Source organism: Microbacterium oxydans, from assembly GCF_006540085.1.
GTDB lineage: Bacteria > Actinomycetota > Actinomycetes > Actinomycetales > Microbacteriaceae > Microbacterium > Microbacterium oxydans.
Genome location: NZ_BJOG01000003.1, coordinates 16,887 through 35,792 on the forward strand (window position 1 = coordinate 16,887; position 18,906 = coordinate 35,792).

Annotated in this window: 19 protein-coding genes; 11 read left to right on the top strand and 8 right to left on the bottom strand. The window is 67.9% G+C overall.

What is annotated here, in order from left to right:
- Nucleotides 1–39 precede the first annotated feature (39 nt).
- The 3 genes from MOX01_RS07655 (at nucleotide 40) to MOX01_RS07665 (ending at nucleotide 3,818) form a co-directional block, all read left to right on the top strand.
- Entirely contained in the window at nucleotides 40–1,170 is a 1,131-nt protein-coding gene (locus tag MOX01_RS07655; protein ID WP_141369183.1) for an aminotransferase class V-fold PLP-dependent enzyme, read from the top strand.
- Nucleotides 1,171–1,328: 158 nt separating this feature from the next.
- The gene (phoH2, locus tag MOX01_RS07660) at nucleotides 1,329–2,711 is read left to right on the top strand and encodes an RNA 5'-3' helicase PhoH2 (protein ID WP_046749845.1); all 1,383 of its coding nucleotides are present in this window, start codon (nucleotides 1,329–1,331) and stop codon (nucleotides 2,709–2,711) included.
- A 504-nt stretch (nucleotides 2,712–3,215) separates the two neighbouring features.
- Nucleotides 3,216–3,818 (top strand): endonuclease domain-containing protein, encoded by a 603-nt coding sequence (locus MOX01_RS07665; RefSeq protein ID WP_052748833.1) that lies wholly within the window; start codon nucleotides 3,216–3,218, stop codon nucleotides 3,816–3,818.
- A gap of 169 nt (nucleotides 3,819–3,987) precedes the next feature.
- Here the strand turns inward: MOX01_RS07665 and MOX01_RS07670 are convergent, their stop codons facing one another.
- From MOX01_RS07670 to xseA, 5 genes are read right to left on the bottom strand one after another with little or no spacing between them, the layout of a single operon-like run.
- Entirely contained in the window at nucleotides 3,988–5,382 is a 1,395-nt protein-coding gene (locus MOX01_RS07670) for a class II fumarate hydratase (RefSeq protein WP_046749623.1), read from the bottom strand.
- The gene (locus tag MOX01_RS07675) at nucleotides 5,379–6,065 is read right to left on the bottom strand and encodes a carbonic anhydrase (RefSeq protein ID WP_141369185.1); all 687 of its coding nucleotides are present in this window, start codon (nucleotides 6,063–6,065) and stop codon (nucleotides 5,379–5,381) included. Before MOX01_RS07675 ends, MOX01_RS07670 begins: the two co-directional genes overlap by 4 nt.
- Complete coding sequence (locus tag MOX01_RS07680; RefSeq protein WP_046749621.1) at nucleotides 6,062–6,706, bottom strand: DUF4245 family protein; 645 nt, start codon at nucleotides 6,704–6,706, stop codon at nucleotides 6,062–6,064. Before MOX01_RS07680 ends, MOX01_RS07675 begins: the two co-directional genes overlap by 4 nt.
- Nucleotides 6,703–6,942, bottom strand: a complete 240-nt coding sequence (locus MOX01_RS07685; protein WP_046749620.1) for an exodeoxyribonuclease VII small subunit — start codon at nucleotides 6,940–6,942, stop codon at nucleotides 6,703–6,705. The genes MOX01_RS07680 and MOX01_RS07685 overlap by 4 nt, the downstream gene beginning before the upstream one ends.
- A 36-nt stretch (nucleotides 6,943–6,978) precedes the next feature.
- Nucleotides 6,979–8,256: an exodeoxyribonuclease VII large subunit gene (gene xseA, locus MOX01_RS07690; protein WP_058631887.1), complete on the bottom strand. Its 1,278-nt coding sequence runs from the start codon at nucleotides 8,254–8,256 to the stop codon at nucleotides 6,979–6,981.
- A gap of 93 nt (nucleotides 8,257–8,349) precedes the next feature.
- Here xseA and MOX01_RS07695 point away from each other — a divergent pair, with 93 nt between their 5' ends.
- From MOX01_RS07695 to MOX01_RS07705, 3 genes are all read left to right on the top strand, one after another.
- Entirely contained in the window at nucleotides 8,350–9,402 is a 1,053-nt protein-coding gene (locus MOX01_RS07695) for a 4-hydroxy-3-methylbut-2-enyl diphosphate reductase (RefSeq protein ID WP_371861847.1), read from the top strand.
- Nucleotides 9,403–9,404: 2 nt separating this feature from the next.
- A complete protein-coding gene (locus MOX01_RS07700; protein ID WP_046749617.1) occupies nucleotides 9,405–10,196 on the top strand; it encodes an IclR family transcriptional regulator in 792 nt (263 codons plus the stop codon).
- A 235-nt stretch (nucleotides 10,197–10,431) separates the two neighbouring features.
- Entirely contained in the window at nucleotides 10,432–10,986 is a 555-nt protein-coding gene (locus tag MOX01_RS07705) for a DUF6264 family protein (protein ID WP_141369189.1), read from the top strand.
- Nucleotides 10,987–11,079: 93 nt separating this feature from the next.
- On the opposite strand, the gene fbaA is transcribed toward MOX01_RS07705, so the two are convergent.
- Nucleotides 11,080–12,108 carry a class II fructose-bisphosphate aldolase gene (gene fbaA, locus MOX01_RS07710; protein ID WP_046749615.1) on the bottom strand — a complete coding sequence of 343 codons (1,029 nt, stop codon included), beginning with the start codon at nucleotides 12,106–12,108 and terminating at the stop codon, nucleotides 11,080–11,082.
- 185 nt (nucleotides 12,109–12,293) lie between these two features.
- Between fbaA and glpX the strand changes: the two genes are divergently transcribed.
- Nucleotides 12,294–13,280 carry a class II fructose-bisphosphatase gene (gene glpX / locus MOX01_RS07715; protein WP_045262743.1) on the top strand — a complete coding sequence of 329 codons (987 nt, stop codon included), beginning with the start codon at nucleotides 12,294–12,296 and terminating at the stop codon, nucleotides 13,278–13,280.
- 180 nt (nucleotides 13,281–13,460) lie between these two features.
- Nucleotides 13,461–13,745 (top strand): hypothetical protein, encoded by a 285-nt coding sequence (locus MOX01_RS07720; RefSeq protein ID WP_046749613.1) that lies wholly within the window; start codon nucleotides 13,461–13,463, stop codon nucleotides 13,743–13,745.
- Nucleotides 13,746–13,777: 32 nt separating this feature from the next.
- On the opposite strand, the gene MOX01_RS07725 is transcribed toward MOX01_RS07720, so the two are convergent.
- Both MOX01_RS07725 and MOX01_RS07730 read right to left on the bottom strand, forming a co-directional pair.
- Nucleotides 13,778–15,067, bottom strand: a complete 1,290-nt coding sequence (locus MOX01_RS07725) for a DNA recombination protein RmuC (RefSeq protein ID WP_058631890.1) — start codon at nucleotides 15,065–15,067, stop codon at nucleotides 13,778–13,780.
- Nucleotides 15,068–15,133: 66 nt separating this feature from the next.
- Nucleotides 15,134–15,736: a 3'-5' exonuclease gene (locus MOX01_RS07730; protein WP_046749611.1), complete on the bottom strand. Its 603-nt coding sequence runs from the start codon at nucleotides 15,734–15,736 to the stop codon at nucleotides 15,134–15,136.
- A gap of 59 nt (nucleotides 15,737–15,795) precedes the next feature.
- On the opposite strand from MOX01_RS07730, the gene MOX01_RS07735 reads away from it, so the two are divergent.
- From MOX01_RS07735 to MOX01_RS07745, 3 genes are all read left to right on the top strand, one after another.
- Nucleotides 15,796–16,536: a class I SAM-dependent methyltransferase gene (locus MOX01_RS07735; protein WP_046749610.1), complete on the top strand. Its 741-nt coding sequence runs from the start codon at nucleotides 15,796–15,798 to the stop codon at nucleotides 16,534–16,536.
- A 172-nt stretch (nucleotides 16,537–16,708) separates the two neighbouring features.
- Nucleotides 16,709–17,782: a redox-regulated ATPase YchF gene (gene ychF / locus MOX01_RS07740; RefSeq protein ID WP_058631893.1), complete on the top strand. Its 1,074-nt coding sequence runs from the start codon at nucleotides 16,709–16,711 to the stop codon at nucleotides 17,780–17,782.
- Nucleotides 17,783–17,882: 100 nt separating this feature from the next.
- A complete protein-coding gene (locus tag MOX01_RS07745; RefSeq protein WP_141369191.1) occupies nucleotides 17,883–18,902 on the top strand; it encodes a hypothetical protein in 1,020 nt (339 codons plus the stop codon).
- The last annotated feature ends 4 nt before the right edge of the window (nucleotides 18,903–18,906 follow it).

Here is an 18,906-nt window from a genome sequence, read left to right on the forward strand (position 1 = left end):
CGGCGACGGGTCCGAGCGGAGCCGTGCCACAATGACGCAGTGAGCACTTTCCAGGACTACGTCGACTCCTTCGACAACGAGTCCGGCTACTTGAACTGGGCCGCCTTCGGGCCGCTGTCGCCGTCCGTCCGGGAAGAGGTCTTCGCCGATGCCGACCTGCTGGCAAGCGGACGGCCCTCCTCACTCGCTCTCGTCGGAGAGCGCATCGGCCAGGCACAGGAACTCGTCGCCGAGCTGCTGGGCGCCGATGCGGCCGACGTCACGCTGCAGTCCTCTTCGACGCACGGGCTCATGCACGCGCTGTTCGGTCTCACCGGGGGAGTGATCGCGAGCACCGCCGAGTTCCCGAGCGTGAGCCTGACGGTGGAGCGCGCGTCGACGGCATCGCAGTGCGCCGTCACGCCGCGCTGGATCACGCCCGGTGACGGCCGCGTGACCCCTGATGCGGTGACCGATGCCCTCGACGACGATGTCGTCGCACTCGCTGTGAGCCACGTCGACTTCCGCACCGGCTTCCGCACCGATCTCGCCGCTCTCCGCGAGGCGATCGGTCCCGATCGGCTGCTCATCGTCGACGCCGTCCAGTCGTTCGGGGTGATCGATGCCGACTACTCTGCGGCGGACGTGGTGGTAGGGCACGGCTACAAGTGGTTGCGCGCCGGCCGCGGCAGTGCGTTCGGGTGGTTCTCCCCGCGCGCACGGGAGCGCATCGCCCCGGTGCTGTCCGGGATCACCGGTACGACGTCGCCCGGTCTGTTCGTCGACGAGCTGCCGGCACCCGCTCCGTCCGCGCGCGCCTTCACCGTCAGTCAGCCGGACACGCTCGCGGCAGGGCGACTCGCCATCGGGGTGCGGGACGTGCGCGACGCCGGCGTCGCCGCCATCGAGGCACGGTTGGTCGAGAACGTCGACACCGTGATCGAGATCGCCGACCGTCACGGCATCGAGGTGAGCTCCCCGCGTGAGCGCCATCAGCGTGCCGGCATCGTGTCTCTCGCTCCGGCGGAACCCGGGCGCCTGGCCGCCGCGCTCGCGAACGCCGGGATCGTCGTGACGGCGCGGGGTGCGGCGGTGCGCATCGCTCCCCACGCAGGTACGGATGCCGCGAGCCTCGAGCTCCTCGACGACACCCTGCGTGCGTTCGGCAACGAGACGTTCATCAGCGCGTAACGAATCGCTGGCGTGTCGAGTTCGGGTTAATCGTCCGCACAGTCGTACGTTCTAGGCATCGGGCAAGGCGCCCGGTCGGGTCGGCCTCAGGTTGACGACTCGTGACCCCCTGGTCGACTCGTTCGAACTACCGGGATTCCCCGGGTCGGGAGTGGGTCGTGACCACACGTACAGCGCAGCAGGCCACCAGCACCGCGCAGCAGTCCACCCGTAAGACGACGAGACGAGCATCCTCCGCCGATCCGGATCAGGATCTGCGCACGTATGTCCTCGACACGTCCGTGCTGCTGAGCGATCCGCAGGCGTTCTTCCGGTTCGCCGAGCACTCGGTCGTCCTCCCCGTCGTCGTGATCACGGAGCTGGAGGGCAAACGCCACGATCCGGAGATCGGCTACTTCGCGCGACAGGCCCTTCGCCACCTCGACGATCTGCGCATCGAGCACGGGCGTCTCGACTTCCCCGTCGAGGTCGGCGAGGGCGGGACCCTCCGGGTCGAACTCGCGAACACCGACTCCTCGGTGCTTCCCGCGGGCATCCGCCTCAGCGACAACGACACCCGGATCCTCTCCGTCGCCATGCATCTCGCACAGGACGGCCAGGACGTCACGATCGTGTCGAAGGACCTGCCGATGCGCGTCAAGGCCGCCTCCCTCGGTCTGCGCGCCGAGGAGTACCTCGCCGAGCAGGCGGTGGACTCGGGGTGGACCGGGATCTCGACTCTCGACCTCTCCGGTGACGACATCAGCGACCTGTACGAGAGCGAGGTCGGCATCAGCGAGCAGGCTCGGGGGCTCCCGGTGAACACCGGCCTGATCATCCACTCCGAGCGCGGGTCGGCGCTCGGTCGCGTCACGGGAGACGGCGAGTACCGGCTCGTGCGCGGCGACCGCGACATCTTCGGCATGCACGGCCGCTCCGCGGAGCAGCGCATAGCGATCGATCTGCTCCTCGACCAGGAGGTGGGCATCGTCTCGCTCGGCGGGCGTGCGGGCACCGGCAAGTCGGCGCTCGCGCTGTGCGCAGGACTCGAAGCGGTGCTCGAGCGGCAGCAGCAGAAGAAGATCATCGTGTTCCGGCCCCTGTTCGCAGTCGGTGGGCAGGAGCTCGGCTACCTCCCGGGCGACCAGGGCGAGAAGATGGGGCCCTGGGGTCAGGCGGTGTTCGACACGCTGGGTTCGGTGGTGTCGGGCAACGTCATCGAGGAGGTCGTCGAGCGCGGACTGCTCGAGGTGCTCCCGCTCACCCACATTCGCGGAAGGTCCCTGCACGACGCGTTCGTGATCGTCGACGAGGCCCAGTCGCTCGAGCGGAACGTGCTCCTGACGGTGCTGAGCCGCATGGGACAGAACTCGCGCGTCATCCTCACCCATGACGTCGGTCAGCGTGACAACCTCCGCGTGGGTCGTCATGACGGCATCGCCAGCGTGATCGAGACCCTGAAGGGACATGATCTCTTCGGACACGTGACCCTGACGCGGTCGGAGCGTTCGGCCATCGCAGCCCTCGTCACCGAGCTCCTGGAGGGTGGAGAACTCAGCTGACTACGGAAACAGCGGATGCCGCGAGGGCTCGGTCCTCGCGGCATCCGCTTCTTTGTCTCGGTGCAGCCCCCGGTCGCATAAACCCCGTCCGCGTGCATGAACCCCGTCCGCTTGCATGATGATTCGCCGTTCCTGGTCATGCGATCGTCGGATGGTCATGCGCGTGAGAGGGGAGAGCAGGTCAGTCGGACTGCACAGCGGCCTGTTCTGCGCTCGTGTTCACCGATGGCGTGAAGGTGGGCCGGCCGAGCGGGCGTGGGCCCCCAGAATCGAACGATGATCGACGTCAATATGCTCCTCGGACGCTTGGGAGGGGTCGCACGCGGCACCCGGCTTCAGGGCTTCGGATGCTCACGCTCACGGCTGGGAGCGGAGTGCAGGGCCGGTCGTATCGTCCGAGTGCGTTCTGGTGTGTTCGCATCTCGAGGAGCCGCGACCGAAGTGGTCACAGCAGCGGCCCACGGGGGAGCCCTCACTTGCGGGAGCGCCTTGAGGATTCGAGAGGTGTGGACGCTGGAGGTTCCCGCTGAGGTGCATGTCTGGATGGGGCTCGGCGGGCGACGGCATCATCCGAAGCAGTGCGGCTGCGTCGCTCACTTCACCCGCGGACGCATGGATGTCGGCATCGCGCCGATAGAGGTCGCGCTGACACACGCATACGCCTGTTACGGGGAGGAGTTCTTCTTCGCCGCGTACGAGTCGGCCTGGAACAAGCGGATGCTGACTGCTGCGGCGCGTGCGCACGTCCGCTCCGCCCTTCCTGCGACGGCGCGCTGGCTCGTCGACCTCGCACGTCCGGACGCGGAGAGCGGCTTGGAATCCCTGGTGCGGCTGCGGCTCCATCTGATCGGAGTGGCTGTGCGCACCCAGGTGACCGTCGGCGGGGTCGGGCGGGTCGACTTCGTGATCGAGGGCCGCGTCATCCTCGAGGCCGACGGTCGCGACAACCACGAGGATGCTGCGAAACGGCATCGCGATCTCATGCGAGACGCAGTCGCATCCGACCTCGGCTTCGAGACGCTCCGTTTCGACTACTCGATGATCGTGTACTCGTGGGACGTGGTCGCAGCAGCGATTCTGGCTGCGCTCGCTCGGGCTCGTGCGTGAACTGGTGCACCTGCATGAGGCGATGCCGGATGCAGGTGCCGTCCCGCCGAACGCTCATGCAATCGTCGGCTGGTCATGCGTCTGCGCTGAGAACCCGAGACGCGGCGCCCGGAGACAGAGGATGCCGCGAGGATCGAGTCCTCGCGGCATCCGCTTCATCGTGGGCGGGTCAGCCCGCGTGCGTCATCGACAGCAGGTCGAGCTTCTCGTCCAGCTGCTCGAGGGTGAGCTCGCCGCGCTCGACGTAGCCGAGGTCGATCACGGCGTCGCGCACCGTGATGCCCTTGGCGACCGAGTGCTTGGCGATCTTCGCCGCCGCCTCGTAGCCGATCAGCTTGTTCAGCGGCGTCACGATCGACGGGCTCATGCCCGCGAAGGCCGCCGCCCGCTCGACGTTCGCCTGCAGACCGTCGATCGTCTTGTCGGCGAGCACGCGCGAGGCGTTCGACAGCAGACGGATCGACTCGAGCACCGCGGTGCCCATGACCGGGATGGCGACGTTCAGCTCGAAGGAACCGGATGCGCCGGCCCACGCGACGGTGGCGTCGTTGCCGATCACGCGCGCGCACACCATGAGCACGGCCTCGGGCACGACGGGGTTGACCTTGCCCGGCATGATCGAGGATCCGGGCTGCAGGTCGGGGATGTGCAACTCGCCGAGGCCCGTGTTGGGGCCCGACCCCATCCAGCGCAGGTCGTTGTTGATCTTGGTCAGCGACACCGCGATGGTGCGGAGAGCACCGGAGGCCTCGACCAGACCGTCGCGGTTCGCCTGCGCCTCGAAGTGGTCCTTGGCTTCGGTGATGGGCAGCTCGGTCTCGGCCGCGAGCAGCGCGATGACCTTCTGCGGGAAGCCCAGCGGCGTGTTGATGCCCGTGCCGACGGCGGTGCCGCCCAGGGGGACCTCGGCCACGCGGGGGAGAGCCGACTGCACGCGCTCGATGCCCAGACGGATCTGACGCGCGTAGCCGCCGAACTCCTGTCCAAGGGTGACGGGCGTCGCGTCCATGAGGTGCGTGCGGCCGGACTTGACCGCGTCCTTCCACAGCTCCGCCTTCGCCTCGAGAGCGACGGCGAGGTGGTCGAGTGCGGGGATGAGCGTGTCGATGAGTGCCTGGGTGACCGCGATGTGCACCGAGGTCGGGAACACGTCGTTCGACGACTGCGAGGCGTTGACGTGGTCGTTGGGGTGCACGGTCGAACCGAGGATGCGCGTGGCGAGCGTTGCCAGCACCTCGTTCATGTTCATGTTCGACGAGGTGCCGGAGCCGGTCTGGTAGGTGTCGACCGGGAACTCACCGTCGTGCGCGCCCGAAGCGACCTGGTCGGCGGCCTGGGCGATGGCGTCGGCGATGGCGCCGTCGAGGGTGCCGAGCTCCTTGTTGGCGAGTGCGGCGGCCTTCTTGATGCGAGCGAGGGCGGCGATCTGCGTCGACTCCAGCCCCTTGCCCGAGATCGGGAAGTTCTCCACGGCGCGCTGCGTCTGAGCGCCGTAGAGCGCATTCACGGGCACCCGCACCTCGCCCATGGTGTCGTGCTCGATGCGGTAGTCCTGCTCGGTCATTCCGAACCCTCCTTGGTTGCGGGGTCGATCCCCTGGATGTCGTCGTCGGTGTCGATGCCGACCGTGATCACGGGCACGGCGGTGCCCTCGGCCAGACGGTAGTTGGCGCCGACGATGCCGAGGCGACCAGCCGCGACGGCATCGCTGATGATCTCGGACGACTGCAGCAGATCGTTCACGGTGTTGCGCAGGTGCTCGATGCCGACCAGTTCCGAGTCGATCTCGGCGACGGTGGTGCCCCCGCTCTCCGCCAGCACCTTGCGCGCGGCCGGCACGATCGGGGCGATCAGCTTCCAGATGTGCGGCGGCAGGGGAGCGGCATCGATCGCCGTGCCGTCGATGGCGGCGCGCACCGCACCGCATGAGTCGTGCGCCAGCACCACGATCAGAGGAACCTCGAGAACGGCGACGGCGTATTCCAGGCTCGCGACGATCGATTCTCCGATGACCTGCCCGGCGTTGCGCACCACGAACAGGTCGCCGAGCCCGAGGTCGAAGATGATCTCGGCGGCCAGGCGGGAGTCGGAGCATCCGAAGAGCGTGGCGACCGGGTGCTGCGCCGCGGTCAGGTCCTTGCGGCGAGCGACGTCCTGATTCGGGTGGCGAGGCTCGTCCTGCACGAAACGGCGGTTGCCGTCCTGCATCTGCGTCCAGGCGGCGGCGGGGGTGAGGGGGTGGGTCATGGGGTCTCCGAGATGGTGCGGATCTGCGGGATGAGGCTCTCGGCGAGTTCGGCCGTGGAATCGGCCGACCGTGAGCCGTAGAGCAGGATGTAGTCGGCGCCGGCCTGCGTGCCGATGGCGTAGGTGACGTTGGCGTTCGACTCCGCGCTACCCGGCTTGTAGACGTCCCAGTCGAGCCCGCCGATGCGCACCGTGTCGGTCGGCGCGATGCCGTTCAAGCGCTGCGGAGCCCAGGACGAATCCGCGTCGAAGGCCTGGTCCACCTTGATGAACCCGCGCTCCTTGTCCGACTTGGGGGCGAGCGTGACCTCCCAGACGACGGTCGCGCCACCCTGCATCTCGGCCCCGTTCGCGCGCCAGAAGTCGCCGAGTTCCGGGATGAGGACGGGGCGGTCCATCGAGGACTCCACCCCCTCGGCCACCGCGGCGACGTCGAGGGGCTTCTGCTCGACGGGTGCGCCGCGGGGAACCGCGAAGATGATGACGGCGACCACGGCGAGTGTCACGAGAAGCGCTGCGACCAGGTTCCGCACCGTCTGGCTCGATCGGTACGCCTTGCTCGACGCCGCCTTCCTGGCGGCGGTCTCGTCGGGTGTCTCCGGACGGCCGAGCTCGGCGATGATGGGGGGCTGCTTGCTCATGACTCTCCGGCGTCGTCGGCATCGGAAGCCGCGGCACGAGCAGCGTCAAGACGCCGCTTCGCTCCCAGCAGCCACTCCTCGCAGCGTGCGGCCAGCGCCTCTCCGCGCTCCCACAGCGCGAGCGAATGCTCGAGTGTGGGGGAGCCCTGCTCGAGCTCTGCGACCACCTTGACGAGTTCGTCACGGGCCGCCTCGAACGACAGCGTGTCCACGGGGGTGTCGTTCAGGGCGCTCACTCCTCCATCTTACGTCGATCGACGCCGACGCTCTGCTCAGTCCCCTTCGGGGATCTCGCCCTCGGAGCGGGCTGCCAGCGATCCACGATCCAGCGTGATCGTGAGGCTGCTCCCGGCGGGAGCGTCGGTGGCATCGCGGAGGATCACACCACCGTCGAGGTGGGCGATCGCGTAGCCGCGAGCCAGGGTCGCCGCGGGGGAGAGGGCTCGCAGGGATGCGCGGAGTTCTCCCGTGCGGCGCCCGGCGTCGTCGAGCTGTCGGTTCACGGCGTCCCGTCCACGCCCGAGCAGCAGCCACGTCTCCTGGGCGCGGGCATCGATGATCGGTGCGGGCGAGCGCAGCACCGGTCGCGAGCGCAGCTGCTCCAGCTGGGCGATGTCGTGCGTGAGGCGCTGGGTGAGCCGTGAGGTCGCTCGCGACCGCAGCTGCGCGATGAGGGCTCGCTGCTCTCCCACGTCGGGCACGACGCGCTTCGCGGCATCGGTCGGCGTCGAGGCGCGGAGATCGGCGACGTCATCGAGAAGCGGGTGGTCGTTCTCGTGCCCGATCGCGCTCACCACGGGCGTCGATGCCGCGGCGACCGCACGCACGAGTCTCTCGTCGCTGAAGCCCAACAGCGTCTGCGGGTCGCCGCCGCCGCGGGCGATGATGATCACGTCGACCTCGGGATCAGCGTCGAGCCGAGCGAGCGCGGCGAGGGTGTCCGGGACACAGCGGTCCCCCTGCACGGCGGCGTACTCGGTGCGGAAGCGCACCTGCGGCCAGCGCAGCTCGGCGTTGCGATGCACATCCTTCTCGGCGTCCGAGCGCTCGCCCGTGATGAGGCCGATCACGTGCGGGAGGAAGGGGAGGCGCTTCTTGCGCGAAGGATCGAAGAGCCCCTCCTGCCGCAGCTGCACGCGGAGCTTCTCGAGGCGTTCCAGCTGATCGCCGAGCCCGACGTGCTTCATCGCGGAGACGGCGAAGCTGAAGTCGCCCGCCTTGACGAAGTAGTCGGCCTTGACCGCGGCGACCACATGGTCGCCGACGCCGATGTCGGACGGGATGCGCGCACGCACGCTCGACCACACGCGGATGGAGATCTGCGCGTCGGACCTGGTGTCCTTCAGGCGCGCGAACACGTTGCCGGCTCGCACGTTCCACGAGGTGATCTCGCCTTCGACCCAGACCGTGTTCCACCGCGCGATGAAGTCGCGGATCGTCGCGTTGAGGCGGGTGACGGAGGTGGGGGCGTCTGCGGTGGAATCGCGGGGTGCGACCGAGTCGGCCGGCGGCGTCTCGCCCTGGCCCGTCGTCGCTTCGAAGACTGTCATCCGCTCCCGTTCCCTGCCCTCGAACCTCCCCGGCCGTGCACAGCTGCGCGACGGTAGAATTCAAGGGTGACTTCGACTGCCGTTCATCTCCCCGTGCCCCGCCTCCCACGAGTGCGTGCGGCGGCCGGGCGGCTTCAGGATAACCCGGTGGCCGGACACAAGCGTGTTCTGCTCGCCGCCCCGCGCGGTTACTGTGCGGGTGTCGACCGCGCGGTCGTCGCGGTGGAGAAGGCTCTCGAACGCTACGGCGCCCCCGTCTACGTGCGCAAGCAGATCGTGCACAACATCCACGTCGTCACCGAGCTCGAGGAGAAGGGTGCGATCTTCGTCGAAGAGGTCGATGAGGTCCCCGAGGGTACGCACATCGTCTTCAGCGCCCATGGCGTCTCACCCGCGGTCGTGAACGCGGCCTCCGATCGGGGACTCCACGCGATCGATGCCACCTGTCCTCTGGTCACCAAGGTGCACCGCGAGGCCGTGCGCTTCGCGCGCGACGACTTCGAGATCCTGCTCATCGGTCACGACGGGCACGAAGAGGTGGAGGGCACGGCTGGAGAGGCGCCGGACCACGTGACCGTCGTGAACTCCCCCGAAGAAGCCGACACCGTCGTGGTGAAGGATCCGAACAAGGTCGTCTGGCTGTCGCAGACCACGCTGTCGGTGGACGAGACGATGGAGACGGTCAACCGGTTGCGCACGCGATTCCCCGAACTGCAGAATCCGCCGTCGGACGACATCTGCTACGCCACGCAGAACCGTCAGGTCGCGATCAAGAAGGTCGCCGCCGGGGCAGACCTCGTGATCGTGGTCGGCTCGTCGAACTCGTCCAACAGTGTGCGTCTGGTCGAGGTCGCCCTCGAGTACGGAGCGAAGGCCGCTTACCGCGTGGACTATGCCGAGGAGATCCAGCAGGAGTGGCTCGACGGCGTCGAGACGGTCGGTGTGACCAGCGGAGCATCCGTGCCCGAGGTTCTGGTCCGCGAGGTGCTCGATGCGATCGGCGACGCCGGCTACCGCGATGTCGAAGAGGTGAAGACCGCTGAGGAGGATCTGATGTTCTCCCTGCCCAAGGAACTGCGTCAGGACGCTGCAGGTCAGCGGGACGCCCGGGCTCTCGGCGGTCGTGCATCCGGAGGAGGCGCGTAGCGTTGAGCGCCGCGGAGGCGGAGCCCACCCTCATCGGGTCGGTGCAACGCGCTCTGCGACTGGTCGACATCGTCGCGAACTCCCCACGCCCGCTTCCGCCGAAGATGCTCGCGGCGATCACCGGACTGACGCCGGGGACGACCTACAACCTGGTGCGCACGCTCGTGCATGAGGGGTATCTGTCGTCGGAGCCGGACGGCGTGGTGCTCGGCAGTCGGTTTCCGTCGTTCCAGCAGCAGATCGGCTCCAGGGGCGTGTTCCTCGCTCGAGTGCGCGCGGCGCTGCGCGAGGTGACCGAGGAGGTGGGAGCCACGGCCTACCTGTCGCGCTTCGACGACGGGGAGATGCATCTGGTCGACATCGTCGACGCGGTCCGGAACCCTCGGATCGAGCTCTGGGTGGGGCTGCAGTCCAGCGCCCACGCGACTGCGCTGGGCAAGCAGATCCTCGCCGACCTCTCGGAGGAGGATCGCCTCGACTACCTGTCCCGCCATCGGCTGCCCGAGCTCACCCCGCGTACGATCACCGATCGCAGGACATTGCTCACACAGCTGGAGCGCTCGCCGGGGTGGGCTGTCGACCACGAGGAGTACGCCATCGGTGCGACCTGCCTCGCTGTGCCCGTCATCGCCCCTGGCGTCACCGCGTCGCTCGCGATCTCGCTGAACGCCGAGCGCGATGTGGTCGACAGGGAGCTGGTGTCGAAGCTGCAGGTCGCCGCGAGGCGCCTCTCGCTGCAACTCGGCGCGGATGCGCTGGACAGCGGGTCATCCGACGAGGATTTCACTATCTGAAGTCAGACCCCTGGCGCGGCGGCATGCGTTTTCCTACTATGGGGGGAGTAGCGGCATACAAGAGCGCTACCGACCGCCTCGAGCGTCCCCAGCGCTGGCGGTCGACCTGGATGAGAAGCGTCCCCAGCGCTTCACGTCCGCGGCCCCGAGAAGTCCCCACTTCTCCGGGGCCGCTATCGTTTTCGGCACGCAGTTGCTGGGAGGCGGCATGAGGGTATGCCGTTAGCATGGCGAGATGAGCGATCAGCGGCCCCAGTACGGAGAACTCGCGACCCCGGAGGAGCAGCGACGGGCCGCGGGTCTGCCTCCGATCGATGAGCCTGTGATCGCTCCAGCCGCTGCAGCGTCACCACTGCCGGCCGTGCCGGGAGCGGTCGCGGCGTCGAGCCCCTCGGGCGGTTCCCCCGCGAAGCGGGCGCACCCGCTCGATCGTTTCGCCACGATCGCCATGCTGGCGTACGGACTGATCAATGTCGTCGTCACCGGGCTGTCGTACCTGGACCTGCCGAGCGTCATGAACCAGACGATGAAGATCATCGGCATCGAAGGCGAGTTCACGAACTTCGCGTCCGCGAGGACCTGGGGCACGATCGCCGCGATCCTGCTCGCCGTCGGGTGGTCGGTCACCGCCGCGCTCTCGATCCGTCGCCTCCGCCGTGGACGTGTGACGTGGTGGGTTCCGATCGTCGGGGCCATCGTGACCATGGGTGTGGTGTCGGTCTGCATCGCCGTGCCGATGATGGGCGATCCGGCGTTCATCGCGCACCTCGAGCAGATGACGCGTCCCTGAGGACGTTCCGTGAGGTCTGCGCGGGCGCAGCTTCCACGGAGAACGAGAAGGGGCCCGGCAGGATGCCGGGCCCCTTCTGTGTCTCGCGACCGATCAGCTCTTGGACTGGCCGTACGAGCCGAGCTGGCGGGTCGACTCGACCACGCGGGCGGCCATGGCCGACTCGGCGATCTTGCCCCAGGCACGCGGGTCGTACTGCTTCTTGTTGCCGACCTCGCCGTCGACCTTCAGAACGCCGTCGTAGTTCTTGAACATGTAGTCGGCGATGGCACGCGTGTAGGCGTACTGGGTGTCGGTGTCGATGTTCATCTTGATGACGCCGTTGGCGACCGCGAGGGCGATCTCCTCATCGGTCGAGCCCGAGCCACCGTGGAACACGAGGTCGAGCGGCTTGGGGCCGGTGTTGTACTTCGCGGCGACCTCCGCCTGGATCTCGCCGAGCAGCTCGGGACGCAGCTTCACTCCACCGGGCTTGTAGACACCGTGGACGTTGCCGAAGGTGAGGGCCGCGATGTAACGCCCCTGCTCACCGAGACCCAGCGCCTGCACAGCCTGGTCGACGTCGGCGAAGGTCGTGTAGAGAGCTTCGTTCGACCCCTCATGCTGTACGCCGTCCTCCTCGCCGCCGACGACGCCGATCTCGACCTCGAGGATGGCGTTGATGGCCTTCATGCGGGGGAGCAGATCCTTCGCGATCTCGATGTTCTCCGCGAGGGGAACAGCGGAGCCGTCCCACATGTGGGACTGGAAGATCGGGTTGCGACCGGCCTTGACCTCTTCCTCCGAAGCGGCGATCAGCGGCTCGACGAAGCCCGCGAGTGCGTCCTTGGGGCAGTGGTCGGTGTGCAGGGCGACGGTGATCGGGTAGTTCTTGGCGACCTCGGTGGCGAAGCGCGCGAACGCGAGAGCGCCCGTGGCGCGAGCCTTCACCGTGTGGCCGGCGAAGTAGTCGGCACCACCGGTGGTGACCTGGATGATGCCGTCGGAGCCGGCCTCGGTCAGGCCCTGGAGGACGGAGTTGATCGTCTGCGAGCTGGAGACGTTGAATGCGGGGTACGCGAAGCCGCCGGCCTTCGCGCGGTCGAGCATTTCGGCGTACTGATCCGGGGTGGCGACGGGCATGAGAACTCCTGCGATAGGGGAAGCCGGGACAGCTGCCACTCTATCGGGGCGCACGCGCCGATACCGCAGTCGCGGCCGGGGGCGAGCACGTCCGCTTCTGCGTAGCTGTTAAGAACAGCGATTCCTTCGGCGGATCGTGCCCGAAAAGCGGCGGATTCGGAGCTCACGATGGCTAGGCTGACCGCATGGTGAGTCTTACTGCTGATCTGAGCCCGCTTCGTCCCGACCGCAACCTGGCGATGGAGTTGGTGCGATCGACGGAGGCTGCGGCCATCCGCGCTGTGCCGTTCATCGGTCGCGGTGCGAAGGAAGCTGCGGACGGCGCGGCTGTCGACGCCATGCGGGCCTTCCTCGGCACGGTCGACTTCCAGGGACGGGTCGTCATCGGTGAGGGCGAGAAGGACAACGCCCCGATGCTCTTCAACGGCGAGATCGTCGGAACCGGCCGAGGGCCGCTGTGCGACATCGCCGTCGACCCCATCGACGGGACCTCACTGACCGCTGCCGGTCGACAGAACGCCCTGTCGGTGATCGCCGTCTCGGACCGCGGCACCATGCTCGACGCCTCGAGCGTCTTCTATATGGACAAGCTCGTGACGGGGCCCGCCGGCGTCGGTGTCGTCGACATCCGTCTGCCCATCGGGGAGAACATCCGCAAGCTCGCCGGCGCTCTCGACAAGCCCGTCGACGAGATCGTCGTCTCGGTGCTGAACCGTCCGCGTCATGAGCAGCTCATCCAGGAGATCCGCGATGCCGGTGCCGGCACCCGTCTGATGAGTGACGGAGACGTCGCCGGCGGCATCAATGCGGCACGCCACGACGCCCGCACCGACATGTGCGTCGGCATCGGAGGCAGCCCCGAGGGCATAGTCACGGCTTGTGCGATCAAGGCGCTCGGCGGCCACATCCAGGGTCGGCTCTGGCCGCGTGACGACGACGAGCGCCAGCGCGGCATCGACGCGGGGCTCGACATGGACAAGGTGTACGAGGCCGACGATCTGGTGCAGGGCAACAACACGATCTTCGTCGCGACCGGTGTCACCGATGGCCAGCTCGTCGCGGGTGTCCGGCGCGAGCGCGGTTATGTGTACACCGAGAGCGTCGTGCTCAGAGGCGCCTCGGGGACGCTCCGTCGCATCGCGTCCGAGCACCTCGTCTCGAAGTGGCTCTGACGCTTCTCGTGTTCGCCGTCGTGTGATCGTCGGCGCTGAGGCCGTCGGCATCGTTATCGAGCCGGTATCGCCTCACACTCCGACGATCCACGGTTCGCCGGGCCCCCGTGTCACAATTGTCACTGGGTTTGTCGCCGTCGACGGAGCCGCCAGGCACCGCAGGCACAGGAGGGCGAACAGATGACAACGCAGCACACGAGCGGCTCGAAAGCCGCCGCGACCAGGATCGTCACGACGAACACAGGGCGCATCCTCCGGGTGAGCGCGGACGCGGAATCCGCTCCGAAGCCCCCGACCGTGGCTCCCGTCGCACCGGCAGTAGACCCGGCCCGACGTGCGGATGTTCTCTTCCGCGTCCGGCGCGATGAGGGGCACGAGCTCAGCGCATGGTGGATGATCGGCGCGTTCCTGGCAACCAGCGGTCTGGTGATCCTGCTGCTCAGCGGCGTTCCCGGTATCGCCTGATCACGGCGCCCTCTTGCTCGGTGAGCGCTGGATCAGCGTTCTTCGTCGAGTCTGATCCGCACGTCGCCCACGTCTGCGCGGAGCACCGACTCGTCGCGCGCCGCGTCAGCCACCGCGTCGCCTGACTCCGGTTCGTGGGTGCTCTCCTCAGAGGCGATCAGCTCCGGTGCCGTGAATCGTCTGGCCGCCCCTGTCGTCACCGCGGGGGCTGTCGAGAGCGCCGACGCGTCGACCCCGGGGAATTGGCGAGCGGTCACGAGCACGCGTGTCTCGAGCGAACCGGCGAACCGGTTGTAGCTGTCGACGGTGCGCTCCAGGGCGCGGCGCAGATCGTCGGCGTGTCCGGCCAGGGTTCCCAGCCGGTCGTACAGCTGAGTGCCGAGCGCGAGCAATGTGCGAGCCTCGGTCGAGACCTCCTGCTGTGTCCAGGTGAACGCCACGGTCTTGAGCACGGCCCAGAGGTTGACGGGGGAGGCGAGCGCGACTCGTCGGCCGAATGCGTAGTCGAGCAGCGTCGGGTCTTCGTCGATCGCGGCGGCCAGCAGCGATTCGCTCGGCAGGAAGCAGATCACGAACTCCGGGCTCGCATCGAGCCCCGCCCAATAGGCCTTCTTCGCCAGGGCGTCGATGTGCGCTCGGACTGCTTTCACGTGCTTCTGCATCAATGCTCGACGCTGAGGCTCCTGGGCGTCGCCGCCCGGAAGCGCAGATGCCTCGAGGTACGCGTCGAGCGGCACTTTGGCGTCGACCGCGATCGAGCTGCCACCCGCGAGCCGGATCACCATGTCGGGACGGCCCTGGCCCCGGTCGCTGGAGATCGTCGCCTGCAGGTCGAAGTCGATGTGTCGGGTGAGGCCCGCGGCTTCGACGACACGGCGGAGCTGCGTCTCGCCCCACACGCCTCTCGTGGCGCTGGAGCGCAGAGCTCCCGCGAGGGACTCGGTGGTCGCCCGGAGCGCTTCATCGGACTCCTGTGCTCGGCGCAGCTGCTCCTCGAGCGTGCCGAATTGAGCGTGCCTCTCCCGCTCGATCGCGGTGACCTTGGTCTGCATCTGCTGCAGACTCTCGCGCACGGGGGCGAGCGCGGTGAGCACCGCATTCTGCTGCTGCACCCGCTGCGCCTCGGCGCGCTGCTCGTTTCGCGCGTGCTCGACGGCATCGCGGTACAGGTCGTATTGACGGTCTCGGTCGTCGCGCGCAGCGGCCAGCTCGGCCTGAGCGCGCGCGAGATCGGCGGCGCCTCGGCCGGCGCGCAGGAACCAGCCGACGGCGATGCCCGCAGCGAGTGCGACGAGCAGGAGAACGACAGCCAGAGCATCCATGTGTTCATGATGGGGCCCGCCTCCGACATTCGGAGGTCGCCGCGCACGGAGCGGTCGAGGTGCGGGTCAGGCGACCGCACGCTCCAGTGCGGGTGCGACAGGAGCAACCGGAGCGGTGACCCGCAGACTCAGCGCGTCGGCGAGAGCGAAGACGTCGCCTGCACCGGCTCTGTAGGCGGCGTCGATCACAATCTGGGCACACGCACGGGCATCGGCCAGGGCATCGTGGTGCGAGAACTCCTCGAACCCCGCGGCAGCAGCGGCGACCGGCAGTCGGTACGAGTCGAGCGTGTAGGTCTTGCGGGCGACCTGCAGGCTGCACAGCGACCGGTAGGGCGGGCACAGCTGGCCCGTGGCCTCAGACGCGCGGCGCAGCACATTGAGGTCGAAGCCGGCGTTGTGCGCGACCAGCACATCGGCACCCGCGAAGGCGCACAGGCGGTCGAACTGGTCGACCCAGGTCGCGGCTGACAGCACGTCCTCCGGCTGGATGCCATGGATGCGCACGTTCCACTCCTGGAACTCGTCATGGCCAGGTGGCGGCTGGATCAGCCAACCGGTGGTGGCGACGACCTGGCCGTCGCGGACGCGGACCAGTCCGACCGAGCACGCAGAGGCCGGGCTGGAGTTCGCGGTCTCGAAGTCGATCGCAGTGAAGTCCAGTGGCACATCCCCACCTTCCCCCGGTCCCTCGAAGACGTCTCGGAGACTCGCCGTATGCTGGCGACATGGCTGAGGACATGGCGACGTCGTTCGGAGCGCAGGCGGGAAACTACGAGGTCGGTCGACCTGATTATCCTTTCGAGGCCGTGGCATGGATGCTGGAGCGCATGCCGCACGGCTCACGTCGGATCGCCGATGTCGGTGCCGGCACAGGAAAGCTCACCAGGGTTCTCGCGGAGGCGCCGGACGCCGAGGTCGTCGCCGTCGATCCCGACCCCGTGATGCTCGCGACGCTCCGCGGTGCGGTGCCCGGCGTGCCGACGTTCCAGGGATCGGCCGAGCAGCTGCCGCTTCCGGACGCGAGTGTCGATGCCGTCGTGCTGGGGCAGGCATGGCATTGGGTCGATCCGGTGGCCGGCTCAGCCGAGATCGGGCGCGCCGTGCGCGGAGGGGGAGTGCTCGGCCTCATCTGGAACATCCGCGACGACCGTGTCGACTGGGTGCGCAGGCTCACCGAGATCATGCACGGCAGCCACGCCGAGAACATGCTCGCCGAGGGGGACCCGACTGTCTCCGCGCCGTTCAGCGGACTCGAGCAGGAGCGCTGGGAATGGGCCCGCCCCGTGACGCGCGACGTGCTGCACCGGATGGCGGCGTCACGCAGCTACATCATCACCGCTTCGGACGAGGAGAAGGCACGCATCGCGCGCGAGCTCGACGCGCTCTTCGACGAGCTCGACCTGCACGGGGACGCCACGATCGACCTTCCGTACGTCACGCGGGCGTATCGAGCCGTTCGCGACTGAGGTCCGTTGCGCGGCTCTGCGGCTCGGGCCGCTGCGCCGCGTCAGGCGTTCGCGCCGGATCAGGCCGAACGGCCCGGCGTCTGCCTGATCTCGCGCGTTCGCCTGATCTCGCGCCTCGCTCGCACAGCATCCCGCAGGATCGTGCGTCTTCAGCCAGGTAGACTCGTGCCCCGTGGCTCTCACTATCGGTATCGTCGGCCTGCCCAACGTCGGCAAGTCCACCCTCTTCAACGCACTCACCAAGAACGACGTGCTCGCGGCGAACTACCCGTTCGCGACGATCGAGCCGAACGTCGGCGTGGTGAACCTGCCCGATCCTCGCCTCGACAAGCTCGCGGAGATCTTCGGCAGCGAGCGCATCCTGCCCGCAGCGGTGTCGTTCGTCGACATCGCCGGCATCGTGCGCGGGGCGAGCGAGGGTGAGGGTCTGGGCAACAAGTTCCTCGCGAACATCCGTGAGGCCGACGCCATCGCTCAGGTCGTGCGCGGTTTCGCCGACGACGATGTCGTCCACGTCGACGGCACGGTGAATCCTGCCTCGGACATGGAGACCATCAACGCGGAACTCATGCTCGCCGACCTCGAGACCGTCGACAAGGCGATCGCGCGGTACGAGAAGGAAGTGCGCGGCAAGAAGATCGAGCCCATCGTGCTCGAGACCGCGAACGCGGCGAAGGATGCTCTCGAGCGCGGTGTGCTGCTGTCGGTCGCCGGCATCGACCTGACGCCGATCCGGGAGCTGGGTCTGCTCACCGCGAAGCCCGTCATCTTCGTCTTCAACGTCGACGAGTCCGTGCTGACCGACGACGCGCGCAAGGCGGAGCTCGCCGCCCTCGTCGCCCCGGCGAAGGCCATCTTCCTCGACGCGAAGATCGAGTCCGAGCTCATCGACCTCGACCCGGAAGACGCGGCCGAGCTCCTCGCCTCGACCGGCCAGGACGAGTCCGGTCTCGACCAGCTCGCCCGCATCGGCTTCGACACGCTCGGCCTGCAGACGTACCTGACCGCCGGTCCGAAGGAAGCCCGCGCCTGGACCATCCCCAAGGGATCGAAGGCGCCACAGGCTGCGGGCGTCATCCACACCGACTTCGAGAAGGGCTTCATCAAGGCCGAGATCGTCTCGTTCGACGATCTGGTCGAGACGGGCTCCGTCGTCGAGGCCCGCGCCAAGGGCAAGGCCCGCCTCGAGGGCAAGGACTACGTCATGCAGGACGGCGACGTCGTGGAGTTCCGCTTCAACAACTGAGTTCGGCGGGGAAGCTCCGGACACCTGTCACTGCGCACGCGAATCCGTGCTCGTCTGCACCGTCACGATAGCGTCGTGGACGAGGACGAGAGGACGACAGATGCCCACGTACCAGTACTTTCCCGCCCGATACGAGGGCCCCATCAGGACCCTCCTCCTGGATGCGAACGTGACGGCGCACCTGGATACCATCGCGCGTAAGGGCACGGAGTACGCCGACGGAGTGGTGAATCGACGCATGGCGGATCTTGTCCGCCGTCTCGATGCTGACGCACGGGTCCTGCCCGGCCTCGGTGCAGGCGAGGGGGTCATGCGGCGGGCGGGACTGCAAGACGTCTCGAACTACCGGCGCCGGAGCGAGAACGCGCAGGAGCTGCTCGCCGGTGACCGCTCGCGGATCACAGCGTGGCTCGAAGGTGAGGCTCTACCCGACCCTCGTGTTCCCGTGGACGCTGAGCATCCGAGCGAGATAGGCACAGAGGAGTTCGAGATCGTTCGAGAGAACCTCCTCATTCCGTCCTACGCCGTGATGCTGAAGGCATATCAGTTGTACTTGCAGGGGAGGAGTCCCGAGTCCGGGTTCCGTGTCCTCGCCGGGTTCGCCGAGGAGCTGTTCGCCCGTGGCTCACGCGAGGTGTTGCTGGGCGCGCTGCTGCTGGCAGGCAATCACACGGGGCGTGAGATGGCGTTGAACATCATGAAGCTGCGCGAGCAGAAGGACCTCGCCTCAACGCTCGACGCACTGTGGAACACGAGCTTTGACCTGACGCATTCGCGAGTCGCGACGATGCCCTCTCTCCCCGAGTTCCGCGGCGCGTTCGAGGTTCCATGCGTCTTCGTCACTGATGACCGGCACCTGGGAAGGTTCCTGCAGATCCTCCAGCCGGCGGGGGCGATGTCCATGAAACGTGGCGGTGGCATCACCGGCGATCACGCCTATCTCAAGCGTGTCCTGCAGGACGGCATGCTTGCGAAGGTCGTCGAGATCGTCGAAGCAGGCAACGATCGGGCGTTGAACGAGACGACCGACGTCGAGGATATGGCGCGCATTCGCCGCTACCGAGCGCGCGCGTATGCCGATCAGTTGGAGGAATGGCTCGCCGAGCGCCTCGACGGCTGACGCG